The sequence below is a fragment of the Streptomyces sp. NPDC127177 genome (assembly GCF_042672475.1).
Taxonomy (GTDB): domain Bacteria; phylum Actinomycetota; class Actinomycetes; order Streptomycetales; family Streptomycetaceae; genus Streptomyces.
The window spans coordinates 13137-39800 of sequence record NZ_JBHXUW010000069.1; the positions used below are offsets into that span (position 1 = coordinate 13137).

Sequence of the window (26664 nt, forward strand, 5' to 3'; positions counted from 1 at the left end):
TCGATGCCTTTCCGGATCGATTTCGAGCTCGCGAAATCGAATGAAAAGTCCAGCTCGGTAGAGTCCCTGAACAGATGGCCCGGTGACCGGAGCGGGCTCGCCGAACGGGGCAGCGCTCATGGACCTCAGGATCCTCGGACCTGTCGCGGCCGAACACGACGGCCATGCGATCACGCTCGACGGACGCAAGCAGCGCACCACCCTGGCCACGCTCCTGCTCGCCGACGGACGGGTCGTGCCCGACGACCGGATGACGGCCGTCCTGTGGGGCGGTGAGCCCCCCATCACCAGTACCAGACAGCTCTACACCTACGTGTCCCGGCTGCGCGTACGCCTCGGCGCCGGTGTCTGCCTGAAGCGGCAGGGGCCCGGCTACCGGATGGACATCACCGACGCCTCTCTCGACTGGTCGGAGTTCCAGCGACTCGCGGGCGCGGGGCGCGCCGAACTGCTGGCCCGGCGTTACGAAGAGGCCGAACGCCTGCTGGCGCGGGCCCTCGCGCTGTGGCGGGGGCCCGCCCTGACCGGGGTCACCGAACGCCTGCTGATCGCCGAAGGGCCCCTCATGGAGGAGGCCAGGCTCACGGCTCTGGAGGACCACGGGGAAGCGGCGCTGGCCCTCGGCCGCTACCGGGACATGGTCCCCGGGCTCACCAGACAGGTCACGGCGGAGCCGGTTCGCGAACGGTTACGCGGCCAGCTGATGACCGCGCTGTTCCGCAGCGGCCGCCGGGCCGACGCGCTCGCCGTCTACGAGGAGGGCCGCCGGGCCCTCGATGTCGAACTCGGCATCACTCCGAGCCCGTTGCTCCGGTCCCTCCACCAGGAGGTGCTGACGGACATGCTCGAACCGGCCGCCGTGCCGGAACGCGACGCCTGCACCGTCCCGGTGCCTCACACCGCTCCCGCCGGCCATCAGGCCGAGCCCGGCCGGCCGGCCGTCCCCCCGTCGGTCGCGCATGGGGACGGGTCCGGCCGCGGGGTGCCGGTCCCGGCGACCCTGCCGGCCGCTCCCGCGGACTTCACCGGCAGGGCGACGGAGACCGCAGAGGTCGTCGCCGCACTCCGTGGTCAGCAGGACGTCGTGGTCACCGGTGCGACGGGTACCGGGAAGTCCGCCCTGGCGCTGTGGGCGGCCGACCGCTGCCGTGAGGACTTTCCCCAGGGCCGGTTGTACGCGGACCTGCGCACGGCGGAGGGCGGCCCCCGCGAACCGGCGGAGGTGCTGGGCTGGTTCCTCCAGGCCCTGGGCGTCGGACCCGACCGGATGCCCGCCGCGGCCGACGAGCGGATCCAGCTCTACCGGACGCTGGTAGCCGGCCGTGGGCTGCTCGTGATCCTCGACAACGCGTTCGACGATACGCAGGTGCGTCCGCTGCTCCCGGGCGGCGGCGGGTGCCGCACCGTCGTCACCGGCGTCCGCTCCCACCTGGCCTCACTCGAAGGAATCCGGCTGGTGCGGCTCGGCGTCCTGCCGCCCGCCGATGCGGGACGGCTGCTCGCCGCTGTCGCGGGACCCGGTCGCTTCGCCGCGTCGCCCGAGGCCGCCGCACGCATCGCCGAGTCGTGTGACCGGCTGCCGATCGCCCTGCGCATCGCGGCAGCGCGCCTGGCGACCCGCCCGCACTGGCCGGCCGAGCTGCTCGCCGACCGGCTGGCGCGGCCCGAACGACGGCTGACCGAACTGCGGCTGGGCAGCCTGGACGTACAGGCGGGGCTGCGCAGCGTGGTGGACCGGCTCGATCCGGCCGCCGCGACGGCGCTGCGGGTCGTGGCCGCGGCCGGTCTGTCGCGGCTGACCGCGCGGGACTGCGCCGCGCTCCTCGACACCAGGCCGGACGTGGCGGAGGAACTGCTGGAAATGCTGGTCGACGCCCAACTGTTGGAGGCGTGGAGCCTGCACGGCGACGGGGGCCTGTGCTACCGCCTCCTGCCGCTCGTCCAGCTCTTCGCACGCACCCTGCGCGCGCCCGAACTCGTCGTCCGCTGAGCCTTCTTCCGCTCCCGCGGTCCCTCGTGCTTCCGGCTCACCGGCGGGCCGGGACAACGACCGGCCGGTAAGCCGCCGCACGTGCCCGGTCAGCCGCAGCCGCCCGCGTGCCCCTCGTCGAGTCCGTAGATCGCCGTACCGGTGGGGTGGCCCTGCGTGGCCAGCACGCTGAGGGCGTCGAGATAGTCCGCCATCAGTTCCGGCCACGGAGTGGAACTGTCCCGCAGCAGCAGCTCCTGGCTGAGGTTCTCCTGCTGCTCTAGCTCCGTCAGGACCTCCAACGGGTGTTGGACCCTGGGCGTGCCGGTAGCCGCGTCGAACATTGTTCCTCCTGTAGATGAGCTCGGGCCCGTTTCGGGTCCCGCGTCCACAGGTTCGGCCTTCTCGGTATATGCAGCACCCAGTGGATGTGCAGCCGCCGGTACAGATCGGATACAGAGGCGCCGTACGAGCAGGACGGACAGGCTCGTTCCGTGGACAGCGGCCACCGTACTGCCCACGATGGAGCGGTACGGCGGCGGCTGTCCACATGGCCGCTCCCCGCCCGGAACCGCCCGAGCCCCGTCAGCTCTGGCGGTGGCGGCTGCGCTGTGCGATCCGAACGCCTTCCTCGCTGACCCTGTGGATCAGCCGGTGCGCCTCACTGATGCGGCGTCAGTGTGCGAACGCCTTCCGGAGCCGTTCCGCGGCGTCCGCCAGCACCTCGGTGCGTTTGCAGAACGCGAACCGAACATAGGGGGCGCCCGCCTCCATGTGGTCGTAGAAGACCGAGGTGGGGATCGCGACCACACCCGCACGCTGCGGGAGCGACCGGCAGAAGGCGGCACCGTCGTTCTCGCCGAGCGGGCGGATGTCGGCCGTGACGAAGTACGTCCCGGCCGGCCGGAACACCTGGAAACCCGCATCGGTGAGGCCGGTACACAGCAGATCCCGCTTGCCCCGCAGATCCTCGCGGAACTCGGTGAAATACGTGTCGGGCAGCCGGAGAGCCTCCGCGACGGCGTACTGGAAGGGGCCGGAGGCGACATAGGTCAGGAACTGCTTCGCCGAGCGGACGGCGGTCACCAGCTCGGGGCTCGCGGTGATCCAGCCGACCTTCCAGCCCGTGAACGAGAACGTCTTGCCGGCCGAGCTGATGGTGACCGTGCGCTCGCGCATGCCGGGGAAGCCGGCCAGCGGCAGGTGCTCGCCCTCGAAGACCAGGTGTTCGTAGACCTCGTCGGTGACGACGAGGAGGTCGCGCTCGCAGGCCAGTTCGGCGATCGCGGAGAGTTCGTCCCGGGTCAGGACCGTTCCCGTGGGGTTGTGCGGGGTGTTGAGGAGCAGCAGCCGGGTCCGGGGTGTGACGGCGGCGCGCAGCTCGTCGAGGTCGAGCCGGTAGCTGCCGTCCGAGGGTTCGGGGCGCAGGGTGACGGGGACGCGGGTGGCTCCCGCCATGGCGATGCAGGCGGCGTACGAGTCGTAGTACGGCTCCAGCGCGATGACCTCGTCGCCGGGCTCCAGGAGGGCCAGCATCGAGGCGGCGATGGCTTCGGTGGCGCCCGCCGTGACCAGGACCTCGGTGTCGGGGTCGTACGTCAGGGCGTAGCGCCGCTGCTGGTGGTCGGTGATCGCGGTGCGCAGTTCGGGGACGCCGGGTCCCGGTGGGTACTGGTTGCCGTGGCCGGCCCGCAGGGCGCGGACCGCGGCCTCGCGGACCTCCTCGGGTCCGTCGGTGTCCGGGAACCCCTGGCCGAGGTTGATGGCGCCGGTGCGGACGGCCAGCGCGGACATCTCCGCGAAGATCGTCGTGCCGAACTCGGCGAGGCGGCGGTTGAGCAGCGGTCGTCCCTGTGTCATGACCGCCATCCTGCGCGGAAGCTCTGGAGTTGCTCAAGTCTGCTTTGGCCGCGCGGAGGCGGGGGCATCCCTCCTGCACGCAGGAACCAGTGCGGAGCGGGGGACTCGCTTCGGGGGACGGAAGGGCGTGAGGTCCGTGAAGGAAGTGCTCGTGGCGGTGCTCGCAGTGGTGGCCATCGGAGTGTTCGTGTCCGCGGTGGTGGCCACCGGCAGTCGTAGCAAGGGCAGTGGCCGGCGCAGTGGTGCGGTCGGCGGTGCGGCGGGCGGCAGCTGGTGGGCGGGGGACGGGGGCGGTAGCGGCGGGGGTCACTCGGGAGGTCATTCCGGGGGCCACTCGGGCGGTCACTCCGGCGGTCACTCGTGCGGCGGGGGCCATTCGTGCGGCGGGGGTTCCTCCTGCGGTGGCGGGGGCGGATGCGGCGGAGGCAGCTGACACGGGGCAGCTGGTCCGCGACCGGGAGCACGTACGGCGGCCCGGTGCCGGCGGAGGTGTCCGGTGGGAGGGGTGGATTCCGGTAATCCGCTCTAACTCCCGCCGGGCACCTTTTTGTTGGGCCTTGCGGCGAGTCGCTGGTGAACAGATGAACCGGAAGGCCCCCGAGGGGATGGAAACCACTCCAAGTTGGGTAAAAACACTGCGAGTGCGGCTTAGTTCGTGATTCCCTCGTTGGAGAGAACATTCAGCCCTCGGACCCCAGTTGGACCTGATCGGGCGCTTCCCACCTCCCACGTGCACCACTTGGGGGCGCCCCCATGTCCATGTGTCCATGCGTGTTTGCGGAGCCGACCCATGCTCACGACCCTCCATACGGCCTATTCCGATACCCGTGCCGCCGATCTGGCCTGGGCGCTGGGGCGCGAACCGCTCCCGGCGCTCGCCGTGCTCGATCTGCGTCTCGCCGGTGCCCAACTGCAGTTGCGCCTGCTCGGCGCCTCCCACCAGGTGCTCCTGGAGGAGGACCGGGGCAGCTGCTCCGAAACCGTCGCCTGCATGCCGGGCAGCAGCACCCCCCTGCCCCTCGGTGTCTCCAAGCGGCTCGGTGACTGGGAGTACGAGTTCGCCGCCCGCGTCGAGACGCTCGGGGCGGGCTCCTTCGCGGGACGCGCGCAGGAGCTCCTGGCGCTTGTCGCCGACCATCCCCACGGTCTGGCCGGGACGTTCCCGGGCAGCCCGCACGCCTTCACCGCCATGCTGGCCCAGCGGACCGAGGGCCAGGTGCGGTGGCGCACCTGGCACGCGTATCCGCAGGAGGGGCAGCTGGTGGTGACGCGCACCCGGGTGGGTGTGCGGATGCCGGCCGCCGTGCTGTGACGCGGGCCAACTCCGTTGCGGGTACGCCACTTACACCCTTGTGGGTGACAAGCGGCGACGTGCCAGTGACGTAGCGTTCGCGGCATGATCGACCAGCAGGTGTCGCTGCGAGGGGGCGCGGCGCGGCTTCCCGTAAGGCCGAGGACCGGCCGGTACCTCGTGCTGGCCGCGGTCTTCGTCTGCGCCGCCTGCGGTCTGGTGTACGAGCTGGAGCTGGTCGCGCTCGCCTCGTACCTGATCGGTGACTCCGTCACCCAGGCCTCCGTCGTGCTCTCCGTGATGGTCTTCGCCATGGGGATCGGCTCACTTCTCGCGAAACGTTTATGCAGCCGGGCCGCGGTCGGGTTCGGACTGATCGAGGCGGCGCTCGCGCTGGTCGGCGGCTCCTCCGCGCTGGTGCTCTACGCGACGTTCGCCTGGATCGGGGAGTCGCGGTACGCGCTGGTGGGCTTCTCGCTGGCCATCGGCGTCCTGATCGGTGCGGAGATCCCGCTGCTGATGACGCTGATCCAGCGGGTCGACCGGCAGGACGCGGGCGGGGCCGTCGCCGACCTCTTCGCGGCGGACTACGTGGGAGCGCTCGTCGGCGGGCTGGCGTTCCCCTTCCTGCTGCTGCCGATGCTCGGGCAGCTCACCGGGGCGCTGTTCACCGGTGCGATCAACGCGGCGGCGGGCGGCGCGCTGGTGCTGTGGGTGTTCCGGCGGGACCTCACCTGCCGTTCCCGGTGGCTGCTCATCGCCGCCAACGTGGCGGTGATCGCGGTGCTGGCCACGGCCGCGGTGCTGGCCGACGACTTCGAGCGCGCGGCGCGGCGCGCGGTGTACGGGGACCGGGTGCGGGTCGCGATGCAGAGCGACGTCCAGGAGGTCGTGCTGACGGGTGCGGGCCGCAGCTCGCTGGACCTCTATCTGGACGGGCGGCTGCGGGTCAGCTCGCGCGACGAGTACCGCTACCACGAGGCGCTGGTGCATCCGGTGATGAACGGGCCGCACGCCCGGGTGCTGGTCCTGGGCGGCGGCGACGGTCTGGCGGCCCGCGAGGTGCTGCGCTACCCGGGCGTGCGGAGCGTCACGGTGGTGGAGCTGGACCCCGCCGTCACCCGGTTGGCCCGTACCGACCACGCGCTCTCGGCACTGAACGCGCACGCCTACCGGGACCCGCGGCTGACGGCCGTCACCGGGGACGCGTTCAGCTGGCTGCGGGCGCCGCACGGCCGCTTCGACGCGGTGATCTCGGACCTGCCGGATCCGGGGATCTCGGCCAGTACGAAGCTCTACTCGGCGGAGTTCTACGGCCTGGTCGCCGAGGCCCTCGCGCCGGGCGGCCGGCTGGTGGTGCACGGGGGGCCGCCGCTCGGCCGGCCGCACACGTACTGGACGGTCGAGGCGTCCATGAGGGCGGGCGGGCTGGGCACCCGCCCCTACCGGATCAGCGGGCGGTACGCCGGTTTCATGGCGGGCCCCGACCGGGACCGTGCGAGGGGCCGGGACGAGAAGGCGCACGGCTGGGGATTCGTGCTGGCCGGGCCGGGCCGGGCCCCGGCCCTCGGCCTGGACCCGGAGGCGCCGGAGCTGAAGTCCCTGACCGTCCCGGCGCTCCGGGAGGCGGGACGGCTGGCGGAGGCGGGCCGGCTGCCGGGGCAGCGGCCCTCGACGCTGGTGCACCCGAGGTACTGGGACGAGCCGTGACGGGAGGCGGTGCGGGGGTGGGCGTGACCGGTGGTGGCGGGTGGCTCCGGCGGAGCCGAAGCGCTGACGTGATGGCCGGGGCTGAGTAGGCTCGGTTTCCATGGAGCATGAGGTGTTCGTTCCGGTTCCGGTCCCAGTCCTACGGCGGACGCTGGGCGACCCCGCCCGGGTCGCGCGATGTGTGCCGGGCCTCCAGCAGGACGCCGACGCGTCCGCGGGCCCGCTGTCCGGCCGGCTCAAGGTGCGGATCGGCGGCCACACCATCACCTACCGGGGTGCGCTGCGGCTCACCGAGCCGGCGGACGGCCCGGAGGGGGACGCCGTCTACGGCCTCTCCGTGGCGGGCGACGGTGTGGAGGCCCGCGGCACGGGTTCGGTGAAGCTGGCCCTGTCCCTCCGTCTGGCGGAACGGGACGGCGGCACGGCGATCACGTTCGAGGGGACGGCCGGCGGTGACGGCCGACTGCTGGAGCTGGACGCGGCGACCGCGCTCGCGGCCGCCCACCGCCTGCTGGACCGGTTCGCGCACCAACTGGTGACGGAGGCGCTCACCGAGCCGGAGCCCGGGGGCGGGGACGAGGGCGAGGGTGAGCACGGGAGCGCGGACGGGGCCACGGACGGCGGTACCGGTGCTGGTGACGGTGCCACTGCCGCTGACGGCGAGGCCGGTGCTCCGGGCTCCGGGGTCACCCCTTCCGAGGAGCGGTCCGTCGGGGACGCGGTGGAGAAGGCGATCGAGGAGGCCGCCGAGGAGGCCGACACGACCGGTGCCGGGACCGGTGCCGGGGCCGGCCCCGGGGAGGTGCCGCCCACGCACGACGCCGCCGCCGACGAGGCCCCGGCCGGGGAGCAGCCGCCGGACAAGGCGTCCGTCTTCGACACCCCGGTACCGCCGTCGTCGCTTGACGCGGTGTCCGGCATCGAGTTCACCGTGCCGGACGGGCCGCCGGCCGAGGCCGCGCACGCCCGGCGCACCATGATCGGGCGCAGTGCCGAAGAGGTGGACCACGCCCCGCCGCGCGGCCGGTACGCCCCGGTGCCGTCACCCGATTCGAGCGGTGCGGGCGCGACTCTCCGATGGGTGGCCCCGGCGGCGGCCCTCGCCATCGCCTCCGCCGTGGTGGTGGGCCGGGCGCTGCGGCGCCGGAGGTAGTGACGGCCAGTAGGGTCGTCGTGTGAGCAGCAGCGAGAAGAGCGTCCGGCTGTCCGTCGGCGACACAGAGTTGACCGTGAACCCCGCCAACGGCTGCCGTATCAGCAGTCTGCGGATCGGTGGTACCGAACTGCTGCGGCAGGGGGAGCGCTACGGCTGCTTCCCGATGGTGCCGTGGTGCGGGCGTACGGCGAACGGGGAGTTCCGCAACGGCGGGGTCCTGCACCGGATGCCGCTGACCGCCCCGCCGCACGCCATCCACGGCACGGGCCGTGACACGGCCTGGCAGACCGCGCGGGAGAGCGAGAGCGGGACGGAGGCCGCGTTCTACTACGACCTGGCCGACCCCTGGCCGTACCCGGGGCGGGTGACGCAGACCTTCGAACTCGCCGAGGACTCCCTCACGTTGGCGTTCGGTGTCGAGACGTACGGCGACTCCTTTCCGGCGCAGGCCGGCTGGCACCCCTGGTTCCTTCGCAACCTCGGCGGTGAGGACGTCCGGATCGACTTCGACGCCGCCTGGCAGGAGGAGCGGGGCGAGGACCATCTGCCGACCGGCCGCCGGATCCCGCCACTGCCGGGCCCGTGGGACGACGCCTTCGGGATGCCCGACGGTGTCGATGTGACCCTCACCTGGCCGGAGCAGCTGGAGCTGACGGTGAAGAGCCGGACCGAGTGGGTGGTGGTCTACGACGAGCAGGCCGAGGCGGTCTGTGTGGAGCCGCAGTCGGGCCCGCCGAACGGGCTCAACACCGCACCGCGCTACGTCACCCCGATCGAGCCGCTGGAGATCGCGACGACCTGGAGCTGGCGCAGGCTCTGAGGGCGGTCCTGGACCGGGGCCGGTCCGGGCCCCGGGTGGGTCCCGGGTGCGGGCCGCTGCCGGAGGCGGGGCGCCTTATCCTCGTAGCCATGACAGACGTACGCGCTGAGCTGCTGCAGCAGATCAAGGACAAGGCCGTTGTTCACGGCAAGGTGACGCTCTCCTCCGGTCTGGAGGCCGACTGGTACATCGACCTGCGTCGCATCACGCTGGACGGCAAGGCTGCTCCGATGGTCGGCCAGGTCATGCTCGACGCGACCGCGGAGCTGGACTACGACTGTGTGGGCGGGCTGACGCTGGGTGCCGACCCCGTCGCCACCTCGATGCTGCACGCCTCCGCCGCCCGCGGTCAGGAGCTGGACGCGTTCGTCGTCCGCAAGGCGCAGAAGGCCCACGGGATGCAGCGCCGGATCGAGGGCGCAGAGGTCAAGGGCCGCCGGTGCCTGGTCGTCGAGGACACCTCGACGACCGGTGGCTCACCGCTCACCGCCGTCGAGGCCGTGCGTGAGGCGGGTGGCGAGGTCGTCGCCGTCGCCGTGATCGTGGAGCGGGGCGCGGCTCCGGCCATCGCCGAGGCGGGTCTCCCGTATGTGCATGTGTACTCGGTCCCGGACCTCGACCTGTCCTGACCAGCGGTTTCCTTCGAGGGTGGCCGGTTTCACGTGAAACCGGCCACCCTCGTCGCGTGTCCGCAGCCGGAGGCCCCGAAGGATGGGGGAGCACACCGGGTGGAGCCGAGGCCAGAGTCTGGGAAGATGGGGGCGACGATGACGTCGCCCCCAGGTCAGGGAACCAGCAACGCACACCCGCACATCCCAAGGAGCGGACAGATGCCCATCGCAACCCCCGAGGTCTACGCCGAGATGCTCGACCGGGCGAAGGCAGGCAAGTTCGCCTACCCGGCCATCAACGTGACCTCGACCCAGACCCTGCACGCTGCGCTGCGCGGTTTCGCGGAGGCCGAGAGCGACGGCATCATCCAGATGTCCACCGGTGGGGCGGAGTTCCTGGGCGGCCAGTACAACAAGGACATGGTCACGGGCGCCGTCGCCCTGGCCGAGTTCGCGCACATCGTCGCCGCCAAGTACGACATCACGGTCGCGCTGCACACCGACCACTGCCCCAAGGACAAGCTGGACACGTACGTCCGTCCGCTGATCGAGGTCTCCGCGGAGCGCGTCGCCAAGGGTCTGAACCCGCTGTTCCAGTCCCACATGTGGGACGGTTCCGCCGAGACGCTGGCCGACAACCTCTCCATCGGCCAGGAGCTGCTCGCCAAGGCCGCCGCCGCCAAGATCATTCTTGAGGTCGAGATCACCCCGACCGGCGGTGAGGAGGACGGCGTCACGCACGAGATCAACGACGAGCTGTACACGACCGTCGACGACGCGCTGCGCACCGCCGAAGCCCTCGGCCTGGGCGAGAAGGGCCGCTACCTGCTGGCCGCGTCCTTCGGCAACGTGCACGGCGTCTACAAGCCGGGCAACGTCGTGCTCCGCCCCGAGCTCCTCAAGGACCTCCAGGTCGGCGTCGCCGACAAGTACGGCAAGCCGGCCGGCAGCCAGCCGTTCGACTTCGTCTTCCACGGCGGCTCCGGCTCCACCGCCGAGGAGATCGCCACCGCGCTGGAGAACGGTGTCGTGAAGATGAACCTCGACACCGACACCCAGTACGCCTTCACCCGTCCGGTCGCGGACCACATGTTCCGCAACTACGACGGTGTGCTGAAGGTCGACGGCGAGGTCGGCAACAAGAAGACCTACGACCCGCGCACCTGGGGCAAGGCCGCCGAGGCTGGTATGGCCAAGCGCGTCACGGAGGCCTGCGCCAACCTGCGGTCCACCGGTACGAAGCTGAAGTAGTCCGTCACGGATGTGTGGGTGGGCCCGGTATCCCTTGGGATGCCGGGCCCATGGCATGTCCGCACGGCAGGAACGACGATCTGAGGGAACAGCTGTGAGCACGTCCTACGACTTCGACACCGTCATCGACCGCCGTGGCACCTGGTGCGTCCAGTGGGACGGGGTCGCGGACCGGTTCGGGGTGGACGGGCTGCTGCCGTTCACCATCTCCGACATGGACTTCGCGACGGCCCCCGAGGTGCTGGCCGCGCTGCGGACCCGTCTCGACCACGGCGTGTTCGGCTACACCGACTGGGACCACGAGGACTTCAGGTCGGCGATCGCCCACTGGTACGCGACCCGGTACGGCACCACGATCGACACCGGCCGGCTGGTCTACGGTCCGTCGGTGCTCAGCCAGTTGTCACAGCTGTTGCAGATGTGGACGTCGGACGGGGACGGTGTCGTCGTCCACACCCCCACCTACGACGGCTTCCGCAAGGCGATCACCGGCCTCGGGCGGGAGCTGCGCGGGGTGGCGCTCGGTGACACGGCCGCGCTGGAACGGGAGCTCGCCCGCGCGGACAGCAAGGTCCTGCTGGTGTGCTCGCCGCACAACCCCACGGGGCGGGTGTGGACGGAGGCCGAGCTCGCGGAGATGGCCTCGCTCGCCGCGCGGCACGGGGTCGCGGTGATCAGCGACGAGATCCACGCGGACTTCGTGCACGGCGGGCGCCGGCACGTGCCGTGGACGCGGGTGGCGGGCGAAGGGAGCTGGGCGCTCATCACCTCGGCGTCCAAGTCGTTCAACTTCCCCGCCCTGACGGGCTCGTACGGGCTCATCGGGCGGGCGGACGACCGGACGGAGTTCCTGCGCCGGATGGAGACCGCGGAGGGGCTCGCCTCCCCTGCCGTGCTCTCGCTGACCGCGCACATCGCCGCTTACCGGGAGGGCGGGGCGTGGCTGGACGCGGTGCGGTCCTACGTCACCGGGAATCTGGCCTTCGTCGCGGAACGTCTGAACACGGCGTTCCCCGGGCTGGAATGGGAGCTGCCGCAGGCCGGCTACCTGGCCTGGATCGATCTGCGCAGGGCGGGCGTCGATGACGACGAGGCCCTCCAGCGCGTGCTGATCGAACGGGAGCGGGTCGCGGTGATGCCGGGGAGCGTGTACGGGGCGGAGGGCTTCGTGCGGCTGAACGTGGGGTGTGCGCGGAGCAAGGTGGAGGCGGGGGTGGCGGCGTTGATCCGGGGGGTGGAGGCGGTACGGGGCGCCGGCGCGTAGCCGCGGGCCGTTTCTTCGGGGGCTCTGCCCCCGGACCCCCGCTCCTCAATCGCCGGAGGGGCTCAAGTGTTCCCGCCGGAGAGACTCAAGTGTGGCGCCGGAGAGAGACTCAAGTGTGCCGCCGGACGGGCTTCGACGTGTCCTGCTGGCCTCGTGGCTCGGTGGCGTCGATGCTGAGGCCATGGAGAAGTCAGAGGGGGACGGGCCCGGGATTCGGGTTGCTTCCGCCACCGGGCGCTGGGTGGTTCTCACGACCGTGCTCGGGTCGAGCATGGCCATGCTCGACTCCACCGTCATCAACGTCGCGCTGCCCCGCATCGGTGAGGATCTGGGCACCGACCTCGCCGCGCTCCAATGGACCGTCAACGCCTACATGCTGACTCTCGCCGGGCTGATCCTGCTCGGCGGGGCACTCGGGGACCGGTACGGGCGGCGCCGGGTCTTCGTCGTCGGGGTCGTGTGGTTCGCCCTCGCCTCGCTGCTCTGCGGCATCGCGCCGAACGCCTTCGTGCTCATCGCGGCCCGCGCGCTCCAGGGCGTCGGCGGGGCGCTCCTCACCCCTGGCTCGCTGGCCCTGATCCAGGCGAGTTTCCATCCGGACGACCGGGCCCGCGCGGTCGGGCTGTGGTCCGGGTTCGGCGGGGTCGGGGCAGCCGTCGGGCCCTTCGTGGGCGGGTGGCTCGTCGACGGGCCCGGCTGGCGGTGGGTGTTCCTGCTCAACCTGCCGCTCGCCGCCGTCTGCGTCCCCGTCGCCCTGCGTCACGTACCGGAGTCCCGTGACCCGTACGCCCGAGGACGCTTCGACGTGACCGGGGCGGCGCTCGGCGCGCTCGCGCTCGCGCTGATCACGTACGCGCTGATCGAGGCCCCGGGGCTCGGTGCCTCCCCGGTCGTGGTCGGGGCGGCGGTGGGCGGAGTGCTGCTCGGAGCCGCGTTCGTCCAGGTCGAGCGGCACAGGGCGCACCCCATGCTGCCGCCGTCCGTGTTCGCGTCCCGGCAGTTCACCACCGTCAACATCGTCACCCTCTGTGTGTACGCGGCGCTCGGCGGCTACTTCTTCCTCTCCGCGATCCAGCTCCAGGTCGTGGCGGGGTACTCCGCGCTCGGCGCCGGTACCGCGCTGCTGCCGACGACCGTCCTGATGCTGCTGTTCTCGGCCAGATCGGGCGAGCTGGGCCAGCGCATCGGCCCCAGGATCCCGCTCACCGCCGGCCCGCTGATCGCCGCCACGGGGATGCTGCTGATGCTGCGCGTGGGTCCGGGGTCGAACTCCGTCACCGGGTACCTCACCGACGTGCTCCCGGCCGTCGCCGTCCTCGGCGTCGGGCTGGTCACCCTGGTGGCCCCGCTCACCGCGACCGTCCTGGCCTCCGTGGACACCGGCCGGGCCGGTCTCGCCAGCGGGATCAACAACGCGGCGGCCCGCGCCGCCGGGCTGATCGCGGTCGCCGCACTGCCGCTGCTCGCCGGAATGGGGCCCGAGGCCTACCGGGACGCCGGGGAGTTCGCCGTGACGTTCCGGCGCGCCATGCCGATGTGCGCCGGGCTGCTGGTGCTGGGCGCCCTGATCGCCTGGTCGACCGTCCGTACGCCCCCGGCGGCCGTGCAGGACACCGCGCGGCCGGAGTGCGCCGTCCACTGCGGCGTCGCCGCCCCGCCACTGGAGCCGGCCCCGGAGGCGGCACGGCAGGCGGAGACGCCATGAGCCCCCGGCGGGCATTGTGCGCACCTGGTGCCCGGCGCCGCCGGTGCCAGGCACACTTGGACCCATGTCGATCCACGAGAACCTGCTCGGGGGCCCCGCCCCGACCCATCTGCCCGACGATCCGGGACCGCGCGAACTGCTCGCGGCGGACACCGCGCCCGCCGATGTCGCGGCGAAGTACCCGACCTCCTCCCTGGCCTGGGCCCAGCTCGCCGACGAGGCGTTCGAGGGCGGCCGGGTCATCGAGTCGTACGCCTACGCCCGCACCGGCTACCACCGCGGCCTGGACGCGCTGCGCCGGGCCGGCTGGAAGGGCCACGGCCCCGTCCCCTTCGAGCACGAGCCGAACCGCGGCTTCCTGCGCGCCCTGCACGCCCTGGCGCGCGCCGCGCAGTCGATCGGTGAGCAGGAGGAGTACGAGCGCTGCTCCGCGTTCCTCCGCGACTCCTCGCCCACCGCCGCCGAGACCCTCGGATAGCCGACGCACATCCCACCGGCCCCGCAGACGTGCACCTCCGTCTGCGGGGTCTGCGCGTCCCCCGGGGTGCCGTTTAGGATGCGAGCAGGGGACCGGAGCTCCACCACCTCACGGAAGGGGCGGACCGCTACCCGGAAGCTCGTGTCGAGGAGACAGCGATGTCGACTATTCACCCCGACCCCGAAGCCACCGGTGCGCAGACCCCGCACCTCGACTTCGCGGGAACGACTCCGTACGAGGACTACGTCCAGGCGGATGTCCTGACCCACCTCCAGCACCTCCGCTCGGACGACCCCGGCGAGATGGTCTTCCTGGTCACGACCCAGGTCATGGAGCTGTGGTTCACCGTCATCGTCCATGAGTGGGAGACCGCGGCGCACGCCATGCGCGAGGACCGGCTGCCGGTCGCGCAGGACGCGCTGAAGCGGTCCCTGCGCGAGCTGGAGGCGCTGAACGCGTCCTGGACACCGCTCGCCCAGCTCACCCCCGCCCAGTTCAACTCCTACCGGTCCTCGCTCGGCGAGGGCTCCGGTTTCCAGTCTGCGATGTACCGGCGGATGGAGTTCCTGCTCGGCGACAAGTCCGCCTCCATGCTCGTGCCGCACCGGGGCGCGCCCCGCGTCCACGCCGAGCTGGAGAAGGCGCTCGGGGAGCCCGGTCTGTACGACGAGGCGCTCGCCCTGCTCGCCCGGCGCGGCCACGCGATCCCGGAGACGGTGCTGGGCCGGGACCTGAGCCAGAAGTACGAGCCGTCGCCCGAGGTCGAGGCCGTCTGGACCGCGATCTACGCCAACCCCGACCAGAACGACGAACTGGTCCGGCTCGGCGAGGTCCTCACCGACGTCGGCGAGCTGGTGTGGCGCTGGCGCAACGACCACCTCGTCGCCACCCGGCGGGCCATGGGCTCCAAGACCGGGACCGGCGGTTCGGCCGGGGTCGCCTGGCTGGAGAAGCGGGCCACGAAGAACGTGTTCCCGGAGCTCTGGACGGCCCGTAGCCATGTCTGATCTCCAGGAGCGCGCACAGGCGCTCGACACCGCCGACGAACTGGCCCCGCTGCGGAAGCTGTTCACGCTCGACGACACCGTCTACCTGGACGGGAACTCGCTGGGCGCGCTGCCCCGCCACGTGCCTGCCCGGCTGCAGGAGGTCCTCACCCGTGAGTGGGGCGAACTGCGCATCCGGTCCTGGGACGAGAGCGGCTGGTGGACCGCGCCCGAGCGGATCGGTGACCGGATCGCCCCGCTCGTCGGGGCCGCCGCGGGGCAGATCGTGGTCGGTGACTCCACCAGTGTGAACGTCTTCAAGGCAGTCGTCGCGGCGACCAGGCTGGCGCCGGAGGGCCGCGACGAGATCCTGGTCGACGCGAACACGTTCCCCACCGACGGGTACATCGCCGAATCGGCGGCCCGGATGACGGGCCATCGGATCGTCCCGGTGACCCCCGCCGGTGTGCCGGACGCCCTCGGTCCGGGTACCGCGGCCGTCCTGCTCAACCACGTCGACTACCGCACCGGCAGGCTCCACGACCTGCCCGGCCTCACCGCCGCCGTGCACGCGGCGGGCGCCGTCGCCGTCTGGGACCTGTGCCACAGCGCGGGCGCGCTGCCCGTGGGCCTGGACGCGCACGGGGTGGACCTGGCGGTCGGCTGCACGTACAAGTACCTCAACGGCGGCCCCGGTTCGCCCGCGTACCTGTACGTCGCCGAGCGGCACCAGGCGGTCTTCGACTCGCCCCTGCCGGGGTGGACCTCGCACGCCGACCCGTTCGCGATGACCCCCGGGTACGCGGCCGCCGATGGTGCCGTACGGGGCCGGGTCGGCACTCCCGACATCCTGTCGATGCTGGCGCTGGAAGCGTCCCTCGACGTCTGGGACGGTGTCGGCATCGAGGCGGTACGGGCCAAGTCCCTCGCGCTGACGGACTTCTTCCTGGAGTGCGTCCAGGAGTACGCCCCCGAGGGGCGGGTCGTCCCGGTCACCCCGGCCGCCCACCGGGAGCGGGGCAGTCAGGTCGCGCTGCGCTGCGAGGACGCCGGACCGGTGATGAGCGCGCTCATCGCACGCGGGGTCGTCGGGGATCTGCGCCGCCCGGACGTGCTGCGGTTCGGATTCACACCGCTGTACGTGGGTTTCGCCGACGCGGAACGTGCGGCGCGGGTGCTCGCGGACGTGCTGGCCGCTCCGGCGGCGTAGGCTGCCGGGTCAGTCCGGCGACCGGCTCGCCCCGGTCGCCGGACGGTCTTCGTGCCGTATCCGCACACATCCACCCGCAGGGATTCCCGGCGGGCGGACAACGCTGCGTTACTGGTACCGTCCGGGCAGGTCAGGCCAGTTGAGCAGATGTCAGGGACGGTTGGAGCAGCATGTCGGATTCCGCCGCGCGCGATCGGGACGCAGCCGAGACCGAGTCCGCGTTCTCGCATCCGGTCCTCGCCCCCGATGCCTCCGCCGCCTACGGCAGCCACCCGGACCAGACGATCGACTTCTACGCCCCGCACGGCGGGCGCACCGGCGCCCCGGTCGTGGTCGTCCTGCACGGCGGGGCGTGGCGCGCGCCCTACGACCGGCTCCACATGTCCCCGTTCGCGGGCTTCCTGGCCCGGCGCGGGTTCGCCGTGGCCAGCGTGGAGTACCGGCGCGGCAGCGAGCTCCCGCAGCAGCGCGGATCGGGTCCGGTCGCCGGGCGCTGGCCGGAGACCTTCGACGATGTCGCGGCGGCGATGGACGCGCTGCCGGAGCTGCTGGCGCGGGAGCTGCCCGCGGCGGACGCCCGGCGGATCGTCGTCACCGGGCACTCGGCGGGCGGACAGCTGGCGCTGTGGGCGGCCGCCCGGCACGTGCTGCCGGAAGGGTCGCCGTGGCGGCTGCCGAGGCCGCCCGCGCTGCGCGGTGTGGTGGCCCTCGCACCGATCGCGGACTTCGCCTCGGCGATCGAGCTGGATGTGTGCTCCGGGGCGATCGGGCAGTTCCTGGGCCGCGAGGAGGACTTCGCCGAGCGCAGCGCGCACGCCGACCCGTCGCTGCTGCTGCCCACCGGCATCGCCACCGCAGTGGTGCAGGGCACCACGGACCTCACGGTTCCGCAGGCGGTCGTGGAGGCGTTCGTCGACGCGGCGGCGAAGGAGGGGGAGACCGTGGGGCTGACCCTGCTGCCGGACGTCGGGCACTTCCCGCTGATCGATCCGGCGGCCGACGCGTGCGCCGTGGTGGCCGAGGAGATCGCCCAGCTCGCCTGGTGACGCCTGCGGCACGGGGCGAGGGGGGACCCGGGTAGTACTTGCGACGGACGCCCCGGGATCCGTATCACTGCTGACGACCCCGCCTGCCGCGCCGCCTACCGTGGAAGCGTGACCGAGACCAAGACCAGAAGCCCGGAGCGCCGCCTGGCCGCACAGGCGATGGACGGCCTGCGCCAGGACCTCATCCATGACGCCTTCGCCTACCGCCCGCTGCCGCCCATGCAGACCGGCGGGACCCTGACCAGGTGGCTTCCCAAGTGGTTCCGGGACCGCGCGATCTGGGCTCCGCACGCGACGGTGCTGGCGGCCGCCCTGCTCATCCTCATGATGGGGTTCGCCACCACCGGGAACGCCGCCGTCCTCACGTCCGGGCTGCTGCCTGCCATCTGTGTCGCGATGACGCTGGTCAGGCCCATCGGGGCGTTCTGGATGTCGCTGGCGCTGGCCCCGGTGCTGGTGTTCGTCAGCGGCAACGACTGGCCGTGGGAGGCGGGCACCTCCTTCGCGCACCTGGTGGTGCTGGCCGTCGTCGCGGTGCGGACCAGGCCGCGCGTCGCCGCCTGGATGTGGGCCCTGACCGTGCTGCTCAGCCTGGTCATCGAGAACGTGTCCGGCCGGGACTCCTCGGCGACCACCGGGGGCATAGCAGTGAGCTCCGCGGTCGTCCTGCTCCTGGTGAGCCTGGTGCAGATCCGCCAGGAGGCCGAGCGCGAGGTCACCGTGCAGCGCACCGTGACCGCCGTCGAGCGCGACCGGCGCACGCTGCTCGAGGAGCGCACCACCATCGCCCGCGAGCTGCACGACGTGGTCGCCCACCACATGTCGGTCGTCGCGATCCAGGCCGAGGCCGCCCCCTACCGGGTGGAGAATCCGCCGCCCGAGCTGGAACAGGCCTTCATCACCATCCGGGAGAACGCCGTGGCCGCGCTGACCGAGCTGCGCCGGGTGCTCGGTGTCGTACGGGCCGAGGACTACGAGGCACCGGACGCTCCGCAGCCCACCCTCGCCGAGCTCGACGGGCTGCTCGCCAACGTCGGCGAGGCGGGTCTGCCGACGGAGAAGACGGTGACCGGCGCGGTGCGCGAACTGCCGCAGGGCGTCGAGCTGTCGGCGTACCGGATCATTCAGGAAGCCCTCAGCAACAGCCTGCGGCACGCTCCCGGGGCGAGCGCCAGGGTGGAGATCGGCTATGTGCTGGGCGGGTTGGGACTGCGGGTGGTCAACGGCCCGCCGACCGGTCCGGTGAAGCCATCGCCGGGCGCCGGACACGGGATCACCGGGATGCGGGAGCGGGTCGCGATGCTGAACGGCGAGATGACCGCCGAGCGGACCACGGAGGGCGGCTACGAGGTCACGGCCTTCATCCCCGTCCAGCCCGCCCCCTCCGACGCCCCTGTGGAGCAGGCATGACGACCGCCGCGGGTACACCGATCCGGGTGCTGATCGTCGACGACCAGATGATGGTCCGCGAGGGTTTCTCGGTGCTGCTCAACGCCATGCCCGGCATCGAGGTGATCGGCGAGGCGGTCAACGGCCGGCAGGCCGTCTCCCAGGTCGCGGCGCTCCGCCCCGACGTGGTGCTGATGGACATCCGGATGCCGGAGCTCAACGGCATCGAGGCGACCCGCGAGATCGTCGCCGCCGACGGAGACGCCAAGGTGCTGGTGCTGACCACCTTCGACCTCGACGAATACGTCTACCAGGCGCTGCGCGCGGGCGCCTCCGGTTTCCTCCTCAAGGACGCGTCGGCGAGGCAGCTCGCGGACGGCGTAAGGGTGGTGGCCTCCGGTGAGGCGCTGCTCGCGCCCACCGTCACCAAGCGCCTGATCAACGAGTTCTCCAAACTCGCGGCGGCGCCGCGCCCGCCCGCCCTGGCCCGGGTCGGCGATCTCACCGAGCGTGAGACGGAGGTGCTGGTCCTCATCGCGCAGGGCCTGTCGAACGCGGAGATCGCCTCGCACCTGGTGGTCGCCGAGTCCACCATCAAGACCCATGTGAGCCGCATCCTGGTCAAGCTGGGCCTGCGCGACCGCACTCAGGCGGCCGTCTTCGCCTATGAGGCCAGACTGGTCACGCCCTCCTGAGACCAGGGGCCGCGGGCCCGCGGCGGGCGCCGGTCCGTGCCGGGTCCCGGCAGGGCTGGTCCGTGGGCGGACCGCCGGTTAGCGTCTGTGCATGTACCCGTCGTCGAGTCCGTCCTCTGGCCCCGCCGCCTCGTTCGACCCCTGGTCGGCGGCGTTCGTCGCCGACCCGTATCCGGCCTATGCCGAGCTGCGGGCCAACGGCCGGGCGCACTACTTCGAGCGCAGCGACCAGTGGCTCGTCCCGCACCACGCCGACGTGTCCGCGCTGCTGCGGGACCGGCGGCTGGGGCGGACGTATCTGCACCGGTTCACGCACGAGGAGTTCGGCCGGACTCCGCCGCCCGCCGAGCACGAGCCGTTCGAGACGCTCAACGGGCAGGGGCTGCTGGACCTGGAGCCGCCGGACCACACACGGATCCGGCGGCTGGTCTCCAAGGCCTTCACCCCGCGTACCGTCGAGCAGCTCGTGCCGACCGTGCGGCGGCTGGCGGCCGGGCTCGTCGACGACTTCGTGGCGCGGGGCGGTGGTGATCTGCTCACGGCGGTCGCCGAGCCGCTGCCCGTCGCCGTGATCGCCGAGATGCTCGGCATCCCGGAGTCCGACCGTGCGCCGCTGCGACCGTGGTCGGCCGCGATCTGCGGCATGTTCGAGCTCAACCCGTCCGAGGAGACCGCCCGCGCCGCGGTGCGCGCCTCCCTGGACTTCTCCGCGTATCTGCGTGGGCTGATCGCCGAGCGCCGGAGGAACCCGGGCACGGACCTGATCTCCGCGCTCATCGCCGCCCATGACGAGGGCGAGCGGCTGACCGAACAGGAGATGGTCTCCACCTGCGTCCTGCTGCTGAACGCGGGGCACGAGGCCACCGTCAACACCACCGTGAACGGCTGGTGGACACTGCTGCGCCACCCCGGGCAGCTGGCCGCACTGCGCGCCGACCACGGGCTGCTGCCGTCCGCGGTGGAGGAGCTGATGCGGTACGACACCCCGCTCCAGATGTTCGAGCGCTGGGTCCTGGACGACATCGAGATCGGCGGCAGGGTCATTCCGCGCGGATCCGAGGTGGCGCTGCTCTTCGGCTCGGCCAACCGCGACCCGGCCCGCTTCGACGACCCGGACACCCTGGACCTCTCCCGGCAGGAGAACCCGCACATCACCTTCGGCGCGGGCATCCACTTCTGTCTTGGCGCCCCGCTGGCCCGGGTGGAGCTCGCCGCCTCCTTCGACGAGCTGCTGCGCAGGGCCCCCGGCATGCGGCTGGTCGCGGAGCCGGAGTGGAACCCGGGGTACGTGATCCGGGGACTGAAGGAGCTGCGCGTCGAGGTGTGACCACGGGCGCCCGCTCGGTGGCCGCCTGCGGTACCCCCTGGCCGGGTGCCGCGGGACTGCGGCCGGGCCCGCCCCCTCGTCCGGGCCCGGCCGGTCCCTCGCCGGGTCAGTTCAGGATGTCCCGCCGCCGCAGCGCCGCGAGGCCGCCGGCCGTCAGCACCACCGTCAGGGCGGTGAACAGAGCCACCGGACCCCACTCCATCCCGGCCGCCCCCGGCAGCTTCGGCAGATGCGTGAACGGAGACAGATCCATCACCGGCCGCGGCAGATCCAGGGCTGGGCCTATCCAGCCCAGCGCCAGACAGAGCCCCACCACGCCCCAGGCCGCCGCGGCGGCCTTCGGCAGCGCCCCGTACAGCAGTACCGTCACCCCGCCGAGCAGCCAGACCGCGGGCAGTTGCACCAGGGCGGCGCCGAGCACGGCCGGGAGCTCGTGCCCGTACCCCGCGGCCAGGCCGAGGCCGCCGGCCACCATGATCAGGGCCGCGCCGCCGAAGGCGATGAGCAGATGGCCGGCGGCCCAGCCGATCCGGCCGACCCCGCCCGCCAGCACCGGTTCGGCCCGGCCGGCGGACTCCTCCCCGTACAGCCGAAGGACCGAGGAGACGATGTACAGCGCCGCGACCGTGCCGAGCACGGAGACCATCGAGGCGAGGAACGCGTCGGTCAGACCCGCCTGTCCGCCCATCCGCTCGAAGATCTCCCTGGTCTTCGCGTTGTCCCCCACGAGGTCGGCCGCTCCGCCGGTCAGCCCGCCGAAGACGAGGCCGACCGCGGCGAACGACACCGTCCACCCCAGCAGCGCGCCGCGCTGGAGCCGCACGGCGAGCCCGTACGCGGTGGAGATCCGGCCCCGGGCCCGTCCCGGCCGCGTGGCCAGGAAGCTCATGCCCACATCGCGCCGTTCGGCCAGCGTGTACGCCAGGGCGCACTGCACCGCCGCGGCGCCGGCGATCACCAGGAGCACCCACCACCGCTCGTCCGCGTACGGCCGGGCGTTCTCCGCCCAGCCGATGGGGGAGAGCCAGTTGAAGACGGACGAGCCGTCGGCCGTCGCGGAGTCGCCCGCCGCCTTCAGGACGAACGCGGCGCCGATCGCCGCCGCCGTCAGCCCCTTCGCGAGCCGGGCGCTCTCGGTGAACTGCGCGGCGATAGCGGCGGTGCAGGCGAACAGCACACCGACCCCGGCGACCGCCAGGGCGAGCGCCACCGAGCCGGCACCGCCCGCCCCCGATCCGGCCATCCCGGCCATGATCACCAGGGCCAGCGCGGTGTTGGCCATCAGCGCGGCCAGCAGCGCCGCGGTCAGCGGGGCGCGGCGCCCCACCATGGCCGAGGAGAGCATCTCCTGACGGCCCGTCTCCTCTTCCTCCCTGGTGTGCCGCACGACGAGGACCAGGCTCATCACCCCGGCCAGCGCGGCGCCGAAGGCGATCATGCGCCAGCTGACGAGTCCTCCGACGGAATCGCTGAACACCGGCCCGTACATGGCCCGCAGGGAGCTGTTGCCGTTCATCGACGCGGCGAGCTCGCTGCGCTGGGCGGCCGTCCCGTACAGGGAGGAGATGGACCTCCCGACGGAGGAGAACGAGCCGCCGAGGACGATCACCCAGAGCGGCATGATGATCCGGTCGCGCCGCAGGGCGAGCCTCAGGAGGGGCCAGGTCCCCGCGAGTTGTCCAGGGCCGGTCCGGCGCCCGGCGCGGGCCGGTGCGGTCATGGTCACGGCAGTCATCGCGCGGCCACCTCCGCGATCTGGCCGGTGTCCGCCGCGTAGTGCCGGAGGAACAGCTCCTCCAGCGTCGGCGGGGTGCTGCTCAGCGAGCGGACCCCGGACGACGAGAGCGATCTCAGGACGGCGTCCAGCTTGTCCGTGTCGACCTGGAGCGTGACCTGGCGCCCCCGGACGTCGAGATCGTGCACCCCGGGAAGGGCTGCCAACCCGTGGGGCTCGGCGGTCAGCTCGGCGCGGATGTTGGTACGCGTCAGATGGCGCATGGCGGACAGCGAGCCCGTCTCCACCGTCCGCCCCTGGCGGATGATGCTGACCCGGTCGCAGAGCGATTCGACCTCGCTGAGGATGTGGCTGGAGAGCAGGACCGTCCGCCCGCGGTCGCGCTCCTCGGCCACACAGCTCTGGAAGACCTCCTCCATCAACGGGTCGAGCCCGCTGGTCGGTTCGTCCAGGATCAGCAGGTCCACGTCGGAGGCGAAGGCGGCGATCAGGGCGACCTTCTGCCGGTTGCCCTTGGAGTACGTACGCCCCTTCTTGGCCGGATCGAGCTCGAACCGCTCCACGAGGTCGGCCCGGCGGGCGGCGTCCAGGCCCCCGCGCAGCCGCCCGTACAGATCGATGACCTCGCCGCCGGAGAGGTTGCGCCACAGCGTCACGTCACCGGGGACGTACGCCACCCGGCGGTGCAGTGCGACCGCGTCGTGCCACGGATCGCGGCCGAGCAGCTGGGCCGCGCCGGAATCGGCCCGCAGCAGGCCCAGCAGGACCCGGATGGTGGTGGACTTCCCGGACCCGTTGGGCCCGAGGAAGCCGTGGACCTCACCGGACTCGACGGTCAGGTCGAGCCCGTCCAGCGCATGCGTCCGGCCGAACGACTTGTGCAGTCCGGCCACGGTGATTGCCTTCGTCATGATTTTGAACGTACGCTACTTTCACAAACTTGTGAAGTTAAGGAAACGTATAAACTCGAAGGTATGACGGGGCCGGTGATCAGCCGGGGCCGCAGGGGAGACGATGGGGCGATGAGCAGCGAATCCGGAGAGAGCGCAGGGCAGCGGCAGGACGCGGGCGGGGCGCGCGGGCAGCGGGACCCGGAGGCGGTCTCGCGCTTCGTCGAGCGGTTCGCGTCCGAGATGACCGAGGCGGGCATGCAGCGGATGGCCTCCCGCGTCTTCGCCGCCCTGCTCGCCGACGACGACGCCTCGATGACCTCGGCCGAGCTCGCCCTGGCACTGCAGATCAGCCCGGCCGCCGTGTCCGGCGCGGTGAACTACCTCACCCAGGTCAGCATGGTCGGCCGGGAGCGCGAACCGGGCTCGCGCCGTGACCGCTACCGCCTGCACAACGAGATCTGGTACACCACGTTCGCCAGCCGCGACCGGGTGCTCACCCGGTGGGAGCAGACCCTCAGGGACGGCGCCCGCACGCTCGGCGAGCACACCCCGGCCGGTGCCCGGATCGCCGAGACGGCGGCGTTCTTCGAGTTCCTCCAGTCGGAGCTGGAGAGCCTGATGGGCCGCTGGCAGGAGCACCGCAAGACGCTCGACCTGCCGTCGGCCGACGAGTCCGCGGGCCCCTGAGGGACAACCGGAGTCCTGAGGGCAGCCGGTGTCCAGAGCCGGTGTCCTGAGGGCAGCCGGTGTCCAGAGCGGGTGCCGGAGTCCTGAGGGGTGTCCGGCGTCCGGAGCGGGGGTCCTGAGGGGCAGCCTGAGCGGGCGCCGGCTACCCCGCCGCTATCGGCAGCATCAGCCCCCAGGCACCCGCCCGTACCGTCCAGGTCCGCGTCCGGACCGGCCCGCCGACCTGTATGTCGGCGCGGTAGCGGAAGTCGGCGCCGGAGACCGTGACGGCCTTGGCCGCGCTGGTGACCGGATCGCTGTCCGGCGAGCGGATCGTCACCTCCGCCAGGCCGTCTTCGCCGCAGCCCGAGGTCACCGTGACCGATTCCACCGGGCGGTCCAGATCGTTCAGCAGGACGCCGTCCGCCTCGATCCGCAGCCGGTGCGTGCGCAGCGGTACGGGCGGTGCGGGGGGCGCGGGATGCACCAGGGTGCGGACCAGGGAGCGGCAGGTGTCCCAGACGGCGGTGACGCCCGAGTGGTGGCCGTCCGTGCCCGGTGCGCTGCTCAGAGCCGGGATGCGCAGCGCGCCCAGGACCACCCCGTCGCTGTCGTCGACCAGCAGGTCCAGCCGGCGCACCGCGCCGTCCAGCGCGGTGCGGGCCGCCGCCACCGCACCCGTCGGCACGCCGAGTGAATGGGCGAGTTCCAGCGCCGCCGCCGCACCGACCGGAATCAGCGACAGGGCGCTCCCGGCCGGTTCTCGCTCCCGGTGCAGCTGGGCCACGGCACGCCGCAGCGCCCGGTCGTCACCTATCACCACCGGCCGCCGGGCGCCCCTGCGGGACAGGGCGCGGGCGAACTCCTCGGGCCCGTCGGGAAGACAGATCTTGGCGCGTGAGCCGGCACTCAGTACGTCCTTGGCGATCCGGACGGACTCGCCGTCCGTCCGGCGGGCGACCGGATCGATCACCACCAGCAGATGGGGCGCACCGTTACCGGGGGGCTGGGCAGCCGACACCTCGGTCCTTCCTCGGGTAGCATCTTGGTGCAAGAGCCCCTTGCGCTATTGCGCCAGGGGCTTGGTCTATTCCGGGGCACCCGGTTCGACGGTTCAGGCCTTGTCGTACAACGTCGTACGGCATGTACGGCGTTTACGTACGCCCCCTGACCTTGGACATGCCCCGCCCGGAAGGGGTGTACGCCTGTGCCCGCACTTGTGCTGCTCGGTGCTCAGTGGGGTGACGAGGGCAAGGGGAAGGCCACCGACCTCCTCGGTGGATCCGTGGACTATGTGGTGCGCTACCAGGGCGGCAACAATGCCGGCCACACGGTGGTCGTCGGCGACCAGAAGTACGCACTGCATCTCCTCCCCTCCGGAATCCTGTCGCCGGGGTGTACCCCGGTCATCGGGAACGGTGTCGTGGTCGACCCGGCCGTCCTGCTCTCCGAGCTGAGTGGGCTGAACGACCGCGGCGTGGACACGTCCAAGCTGCTGATCAGCGGTAACGCTCATTTGATCACCCCGTACAACGTCACCGTCGACAAGGTGACGGAACGGTTCCTCGGGAAGCGCAAGATCGGCACGACCGGGCGCGGTATCGGCCCGACGTACGCCGACAAGATCAACCGGGTCGGCATCCGCGTCCAGGACCTCTACGACGAGTCGATCCTGGAGCAGAAGGTCGAGGCGGCCCTGGAACAGAAGAACCAGCTTCTGGCCAAGGTCTTCAACCGGCGCGCCATCGAGGCCCCCAAGGTCGTCGAGGACATGCTCCAGTACGCGGAGCAGATCAAGCCCTTCGTCGCCGACACCTCGCTGATCCTGAACGACGCCATCGACGCGGGCAAGGTCGTCCTCTTCGAGGGCGGTCAGGGCACGCTCCTCGACGTCGACCACGGCACGTACCCCTTCGTCACCTCGTCGAACCCGACCGCGGGCGGCGCCTGCACCGGTTCCGGTGTGGGACCGACGAAGATCAGCCGGGTCATCGGCATCCTCAAGGCCTATACGACGCGCGTCGGCGCCGGTCCGTTCCCGACGGAGCTGCTCGACGAGGACGGCGAGGCGCTGCGCCGGATCGGTGGCGAGCGCGGTGTCACCACCGGCCGTGACCGCCGCTGCGGCTGGTTCGACGCCCCGATCGCGCGGTACGCGACCCGGGTCAACGGTCTGACGGACTTCTTCCTCACCAAGCTCGACGTCCTCACCGGCTGGGAGCAGATCCCGGTCTGCGTCGCGTACGAGATCGACGGCAAGCGCGTCGAGGAACTCCCGTACAACCAGACCGACTTCCACCATGCGAAGCCGGTCTACGAGATGCTGCCCGGCTGGTCCGAGGACATCACCAAGGCGAAGACCTTCGCCGACCTGCCGAAGAACGCGCAGGGGTACGTGAAGGCGCTGGAGGAGATGTCCGGCGCCCCGATCTCCGCGATCGGCGTCGGCCCCGGCCGGACCGAGACGATCGAGATCAACTCGTTCCTGTAGGTCAGTGGGTCGGTAGGCCGGCGGGTTCGCGGGCCTGTGCGGAACAGGTCGGCGGGTCCGCGGGTCCGCCGACCTGTGCGGAACGCGGCGGCGGCCGGCGGGGATCACCCG

General features: G+C 72.0%; 23 protein-coding genes. 18 read left to right on the forward strand and 5 right to left on the reverse strand.

Features of this window, described 5'->3' with window-relative positions:
• The first annotated feature begins 118 nt into the window (after positions 1 to 118).
• Positions 119 to 1990, forward strand: coding sequence for a BTAD domain-containing putative transcriptional regulator (locus tag ACFVJX_RS31010; protein WP_384134261.1), 1872 nt, complete (start codon positions 119 to 121; stop codon positions 1988 to 1990).
• Positions 1991 to 2079: 89 nt separating this feature from the next.
• Here the strand turns inward: ACFVJX_RS31010 and ACFVJX_RS31015 are convergent, their stop codons facing one another.
• Entirely contained in the window at positions 2080 to 2313 is a 234-nt protein-coding gene (locus ACFVJX_RS31015; protein ID WP_384134264.1) for a DUF6269 family protein, read from the reverse strand.
• A 331-nt stretch (positions 2314 to 2644) separates the two neighbouring features.
• Positions 2645 to 3829, reverse strand: coding sequence for a pyridoxal phosphate-dependent aminotransferase (locus tag ACFVJX_RS31020; protein ID WP_384134267.1), 1185 nt, complete (start codon positions 3827 to 3829; stop codon positions 2645 to 2647).
• A gap of 790 nt (positions 3830 to 4619) precedes the next feature.
• Between ACFVJX_RS31020 and ACFVJX_RS31025 the strand changes: the two genes are divergently transcribed.
• The 15 genes from ACFVJX_RS31025 to ACFVJX_RS31095 all read left to right on the forward strand — a co-directional run bounded on the left by ACFVJX_RS31025 (position 4620) and on the right by ACFVJX_RS31095 (position 20768).
• A complete protein-coding gene (locus ACFVJX_RS31025) occupies positions 4620 to 5141 on the forward strand; it encodes a DUF2617 family protein (RefSeq protein WP_384134270.1) in 522 nt (173 codons plus the stop codon).
• A gap of 84 nt (positions 5142 to 5225) precedes the next feature.
• Positions 5226 to 6830 (forward strand): polyamine aminopropyltransferase, encoded by a 1605-nt coding sequence (locus ACFVJX_RS31030; RefSeq protein WP_384134273.1) that lies wholly within the window; start codon positions 5226 to 5228, stop codon positions 6828 to 6830.
• Positions 6831 to 6930: 100 nt separating this feature from the next.
• The gene (locus ACFVJX_RS31035; protein ID WP_384134276.1) at positions 6931 to 7983 is read left to right on the forward strand and encodes an SRPBCC domain-containing protein; all 1053 of its coding nucleotides are present in this window, start codon (positions 6931 to 6933) and stop codon (positions 7981 to 7983) included.
• Between the two features lie 22 nt (positions 7984 to 8005).
• Entirely contained in the window at positions 8006 to 8806 is an 801-nt protein-coding gene (locus tag ACFVJX_RS31040; protein ID WP_384134279.1) for an aldose 1-epimerase, read from the forward strand.
• Between the two features lie 89 nt (positions 8807 to 8895).
• The gene (gene pyrE / locus ACFVJX_RS31045) at positions 8896 to 9435 is read left to right on the forward strand and encodes an orotate phosphoribosyltransferase (RefSeq protein WP_384134282.1); all 540 of its coding nucleotides are present in this window, start codon (positions 8896 to 8898) and stop codon (positions 9433 to 9435) included.
• Between the two features lie 201 nt (positions 9436 to 9636).
• Complete coding sequence (gene fbaA / locus ACFVJX_RS31050; protein ID WP_384134284.1) at positions 9637 to 10668, forward strand: class II fructose-bisphosphate aldolase; 1032 nt, start codon at positions 9637 to 9639, stop codon at positions 10666 to 10668.
• A 94-nt stretch (positions 10669 to 10762) separates the two neighbouring features.
• Positions 10763 to 11932, forward strand: a complete 1170-nt coding sequence (locus tag ACFVJX_RS31055; RefSeq protein ID WP_384134287.1) for a MalY/PatB family protein — start codon at positions 10763 to 10765, stop codon at positions 11930 to 11932.
• Between the two features lie 181 nt (positions 11933 to 12113).
• Positions 12114 to 13637: an MFS transporter gene (locus ACFVJX_RS31060; RefSeq protein WP_384134290.1), complete on the forward strand. Its 1524-nt coding sequence runs from the start codon at positions 12114 to 12116 to the stop codon at positions 13635 to 13637.
• A 64-nt stretch (positions 13638 to 13701) separates the two neighbouring features.
• Positions 13702 to 14115, forward strand: coding sequence for a DUF3151 domain-containing protein (locus ACFVJX_RS31065; protein ID WP_384134292.1), 414 nt, complete (start codon positions 13702 to 13704; stop codon positions 14113 to 14115).
• Positions 14116 to 14273: 158 nt separating this feature from the next.
• Positions 14274 to 15122 (forward strand): tryptophan 2,3-dioxygenase family protein, encoded by an 849-nt coding sequence (locus ACFVJX_RS31070; protein ID WP_384134295.1) that lies wholly within the window; start codon positions 14274 to 14276, stop codon positions 15120 to 15122.
• A complete protein-coding gene (kynU, locus tag ACFVJX_RS31075) occupies positions 15115 to 16311 on the forward strand; it encodes a kynureninase (RefSeq protein WP_384134298.1) in 1197 nt (398 codons plus the stop codon). The genes ACFVJX_RS31070 and kynU overlap by 8 nt, the downstream gene beginning before the upstream one ends.
• Before the next feature lie 170 nt (positions 16312 to 16481).
• Entirely contained in the window at positions 16482 to 17357 is an 876-nt protein-coding gene (locus ACFVJX_RS31080) for an alpha/beta hydrolase family protein (protein WP_384134301.1), read from the forward strand.
• Positions 17358 to 17516: 159 nt separating this feature from the next.
• The gene (locus ACFVJX_RS31085; RefSeq protein ID WP_384134328.1) at positions 17517 to 18767 is read left to right on the forward strand and encodes a sensor histidine kinase; all 1251 of its coding nucleotides are present in this window, start codon (positions 17517 to 17519) and stop codon (positions 18765 to 18767) included.
• Positions 18764 to 19441: a response regulator gene (locus ACFVJX_RS31090; protein ID WP_384134304.1), complete on the forward strand. Its 678-nt coding sequence runs from the start codon at positions 18764 to 18766 to the stop codon at positions 19439 to 19441. Before ACFVJX_RS31085 ends, ACFVJX_RS31090 begins: the two co-directional genes overlap by 4 nt.
• A 91-nt stretch (positions 19442 to 19532) precedes the next feature.
• A complete protein-coding gene (locus ACFVJX_RS31095) occupies positions 19533 to 20768 on the forward strand; it encodes a cytochrome P450 (RefSeq protein ID WP_384134307.1) in 1236 nt (411 codons plus the stop codon).
• 106 nt (positions 20769 to 20874) lie between these two features.
• Here the strand turns inward: ACFVJX_RS31095 and ACFVJX_RS31100 are convergent, their stop codons facing one another.
• Positions 20875 to 22503: an ABC transporter permease gene (locus ACFVJX_RS31100; protein ID WP_384134310.1), complete on the reverse strand. Its 1629-nt coding sequence runs from the start codon at positions 22501 to 22503 to the stop codon at positions 20875 to 20877.
• A complete protein-coding gene (locus tag ACFVJX_RS31105; RefSeq protein WP_384134313.1) occupies positions 22500 to 23414 on the reverse strand; it encodes an ABC transporter ATP-binding protein in 915 nt (304 codons plus the stop codon). The genes ACFVJX_RS31100 and ACFVJX_RS31105 overlap by 4 nt, the downstream gene beginning before the upstream one ends.
• A 111-nt stretch (positions 23415 to 23525) precedes the next feature.
• Here ACFVJX_RS31105 and ACFVJX_RS31110 point away from each other — a divergent pair, with 111 nt between their 5' ends.
• Positions 23526 to 24083, forward strand: coding sequence for a GbsR/MarR family transcriptional regulator (locus ACFVJX_RS31110; protein ID WP_384134316.1), 558 nt, complete (start codon positions 23526 to 23528; stop codon positions 24081 to 24083).
• A 142-nt stretch (positions 24084 to 24225) separates the two neighbouring features.
• Here ACFVJX_RS31110 and ACFVJX_RS31115 read toward each other — a convergent pair whose 3' ends face one another.
• Entirely contained in the window at positions 24226 to 25083 is an 858-nt protein-coding gene (locus ACFVJX_RS31115; protein ID WP_384134319.1) for a diacylglycerol kinase, read from the reverse strand.
• Between the two features lie 186 nt (positions 25084 to 25269).
• On the opposite strand from ACFVJX_RS31115, the gene ACFVJX_RS31120 reads away from it, so the two are divergent.
• Positions 25270 to 26553 (forward strand): adenylosuccinate synthase, encoded by a 1284-nt coding sequence (locus tag ACFVJX_RS31120; protein ID WP_384134322.1) that lies wholly within the window; start codon positions 25270 to 25272, stop codon positions 26551 to 26553.
• The last annotated feature ends 111 nt before the right edge of the window (positions 26554 to 26664 follow it).

Excerpts from the sequence above, each read along its gene's own strand:
- ACFVJX_RS31035 (WP_384134276.1), top strand. The coding sequence starts at position 6,931 with ATGGAGCATGAGGTGTTCGTTCCGGTTCCGGTCCCAGTCCTACGGCGG.
- pyrE (WP_384134282.1), top strand. The coding sequence starts at position 8,896 with ATGACAGACGTACGCGCTGAGCTGCTGCAGCAGATCAAGGACAAGGCC.
- ACFVJX_RS31095 (WP_384134307.1), top strand. The coding sequence starts at position 19,533 with ATGTACCCGTCGTCGAGTCCGTCCTCTGGCCCCGCCGCCTCGTTCGAC.
- ACFVJX_RS31085 (WP_384134328.1), top strand. The coding sequence starts at position 17,517 with ATGGACGGCCTGCGCCAGGACCTCATCCATGACGCCTTCGCCTACCGC.
- ACFVJX_RS31020 (WP_384134267.1), bottom strand. The coding sequence starts at position 3,829 with ATGACACAGGGACGACCGCTGCTCAACCGCCGCCTCGCCGAGTTCGGC.
- ACFVJX_RS31070 (WP_384134295.1), top strand. The coding sequence starts at position 14,274 with ATGTCGACTATTCACCCCGACCCCGAAGCCACCGGTGCGCAGACCCCG.
- ACFVJX_RS31110 (WP_384134316.1), top strand. The coding sequence starts at position 23,526 with ATGAGCAGCGAATCCGGAGAGAGCGCAGGGCAGCGGCAGGACGCGGGC.
- fbaA (WP_384134284.1), top strand. The coding sequence starts at position 9,637 with ATGCCCATCGCAACCCCCGAGGTCTACGCCGAGATGCTCGACCGGGCG.
- ACFVJX_RS31080 (WP_384134301.1), top strand. The coding sequence starts at position 16,482 with ATGTCGGATTCCGCCGCGCGCGATCGGGACGCAGCCGAGACCGAGTCC.
- ACFVJX_RS31010 (WP_384134261.1), top strand. The coding sequence starts at position 119 with ATGGACCTCAGGATCCTCGGACCTGTCGCGGCCGAACACGACGGCCAT.
- ACFVJX_RS31105 (WP_384134313.1), bottom strand. The coding sequence starts at position 23,414 with ATGACGAAGGCAATCACCGTGGCCGGACTGCACAAGTCGTTCGGCCGG.
- kynU (WP_384134298.1), top strand. The coding sequence starts at position 15,115 with ATGTCTGATCTCCAGGAGCGCGCACAGGCGCTCGACACCGCCGACGAA.
- ACFVJX_RS31090 (WP_384134304.1), top strand. The coding sequence starts at position 18,764 with ATGACGACCGCCGCGGGTACACCGATCCGGGTGCTGATCGTCGACGAC.
- ACFVJX_RS31025 (WP_384134270.1), top strand. The coding sequence starts at position 4,620 with ATGCTCACGACCCTCCATACGGCCTATTCCGATACCCGTGCCGCCGAT.
- ACFVJX_RS31015 (WP_384134264.1), bottom strand. The coding sequence starts at position 2,313 with ATGTTCGACGCGGCTACCGGCACGCCCAGGGTCCAACACCCGTTGGAG.
- ACFVJX_RS31030 (WP_384134273.1), top strand. The coding sequence starts at position 5,226 with ATGATCGACCAGCAGGTGTCGCTGCGAGGGGGCGCGGCGCGGCTTCCC.
- ACFVJX_RS31065 (WP_384134292.1), top strand. The coding sequence starts at position 13,702 with ATGTCGATCCACGAGAACCTGCTCGGGGGCCCCGCCCCGACCCATCTG.
- ACFVJX_RS31100 (WP_384134310.1), bottom strand. The coding sequence starts at position 22,503 with ATGACTGCCGTGACCATGACCGCACCGGCCCGCGCCGGGCGCCGGACC.
- ACFVJX_RS31060 (WP_384134290.1), top strand. The coding sequence starts at position 12,114 with ATGGAGAAGTCAGAGGGGGACGGGCCCGGGATTCGGGTTGCTTCCGCC.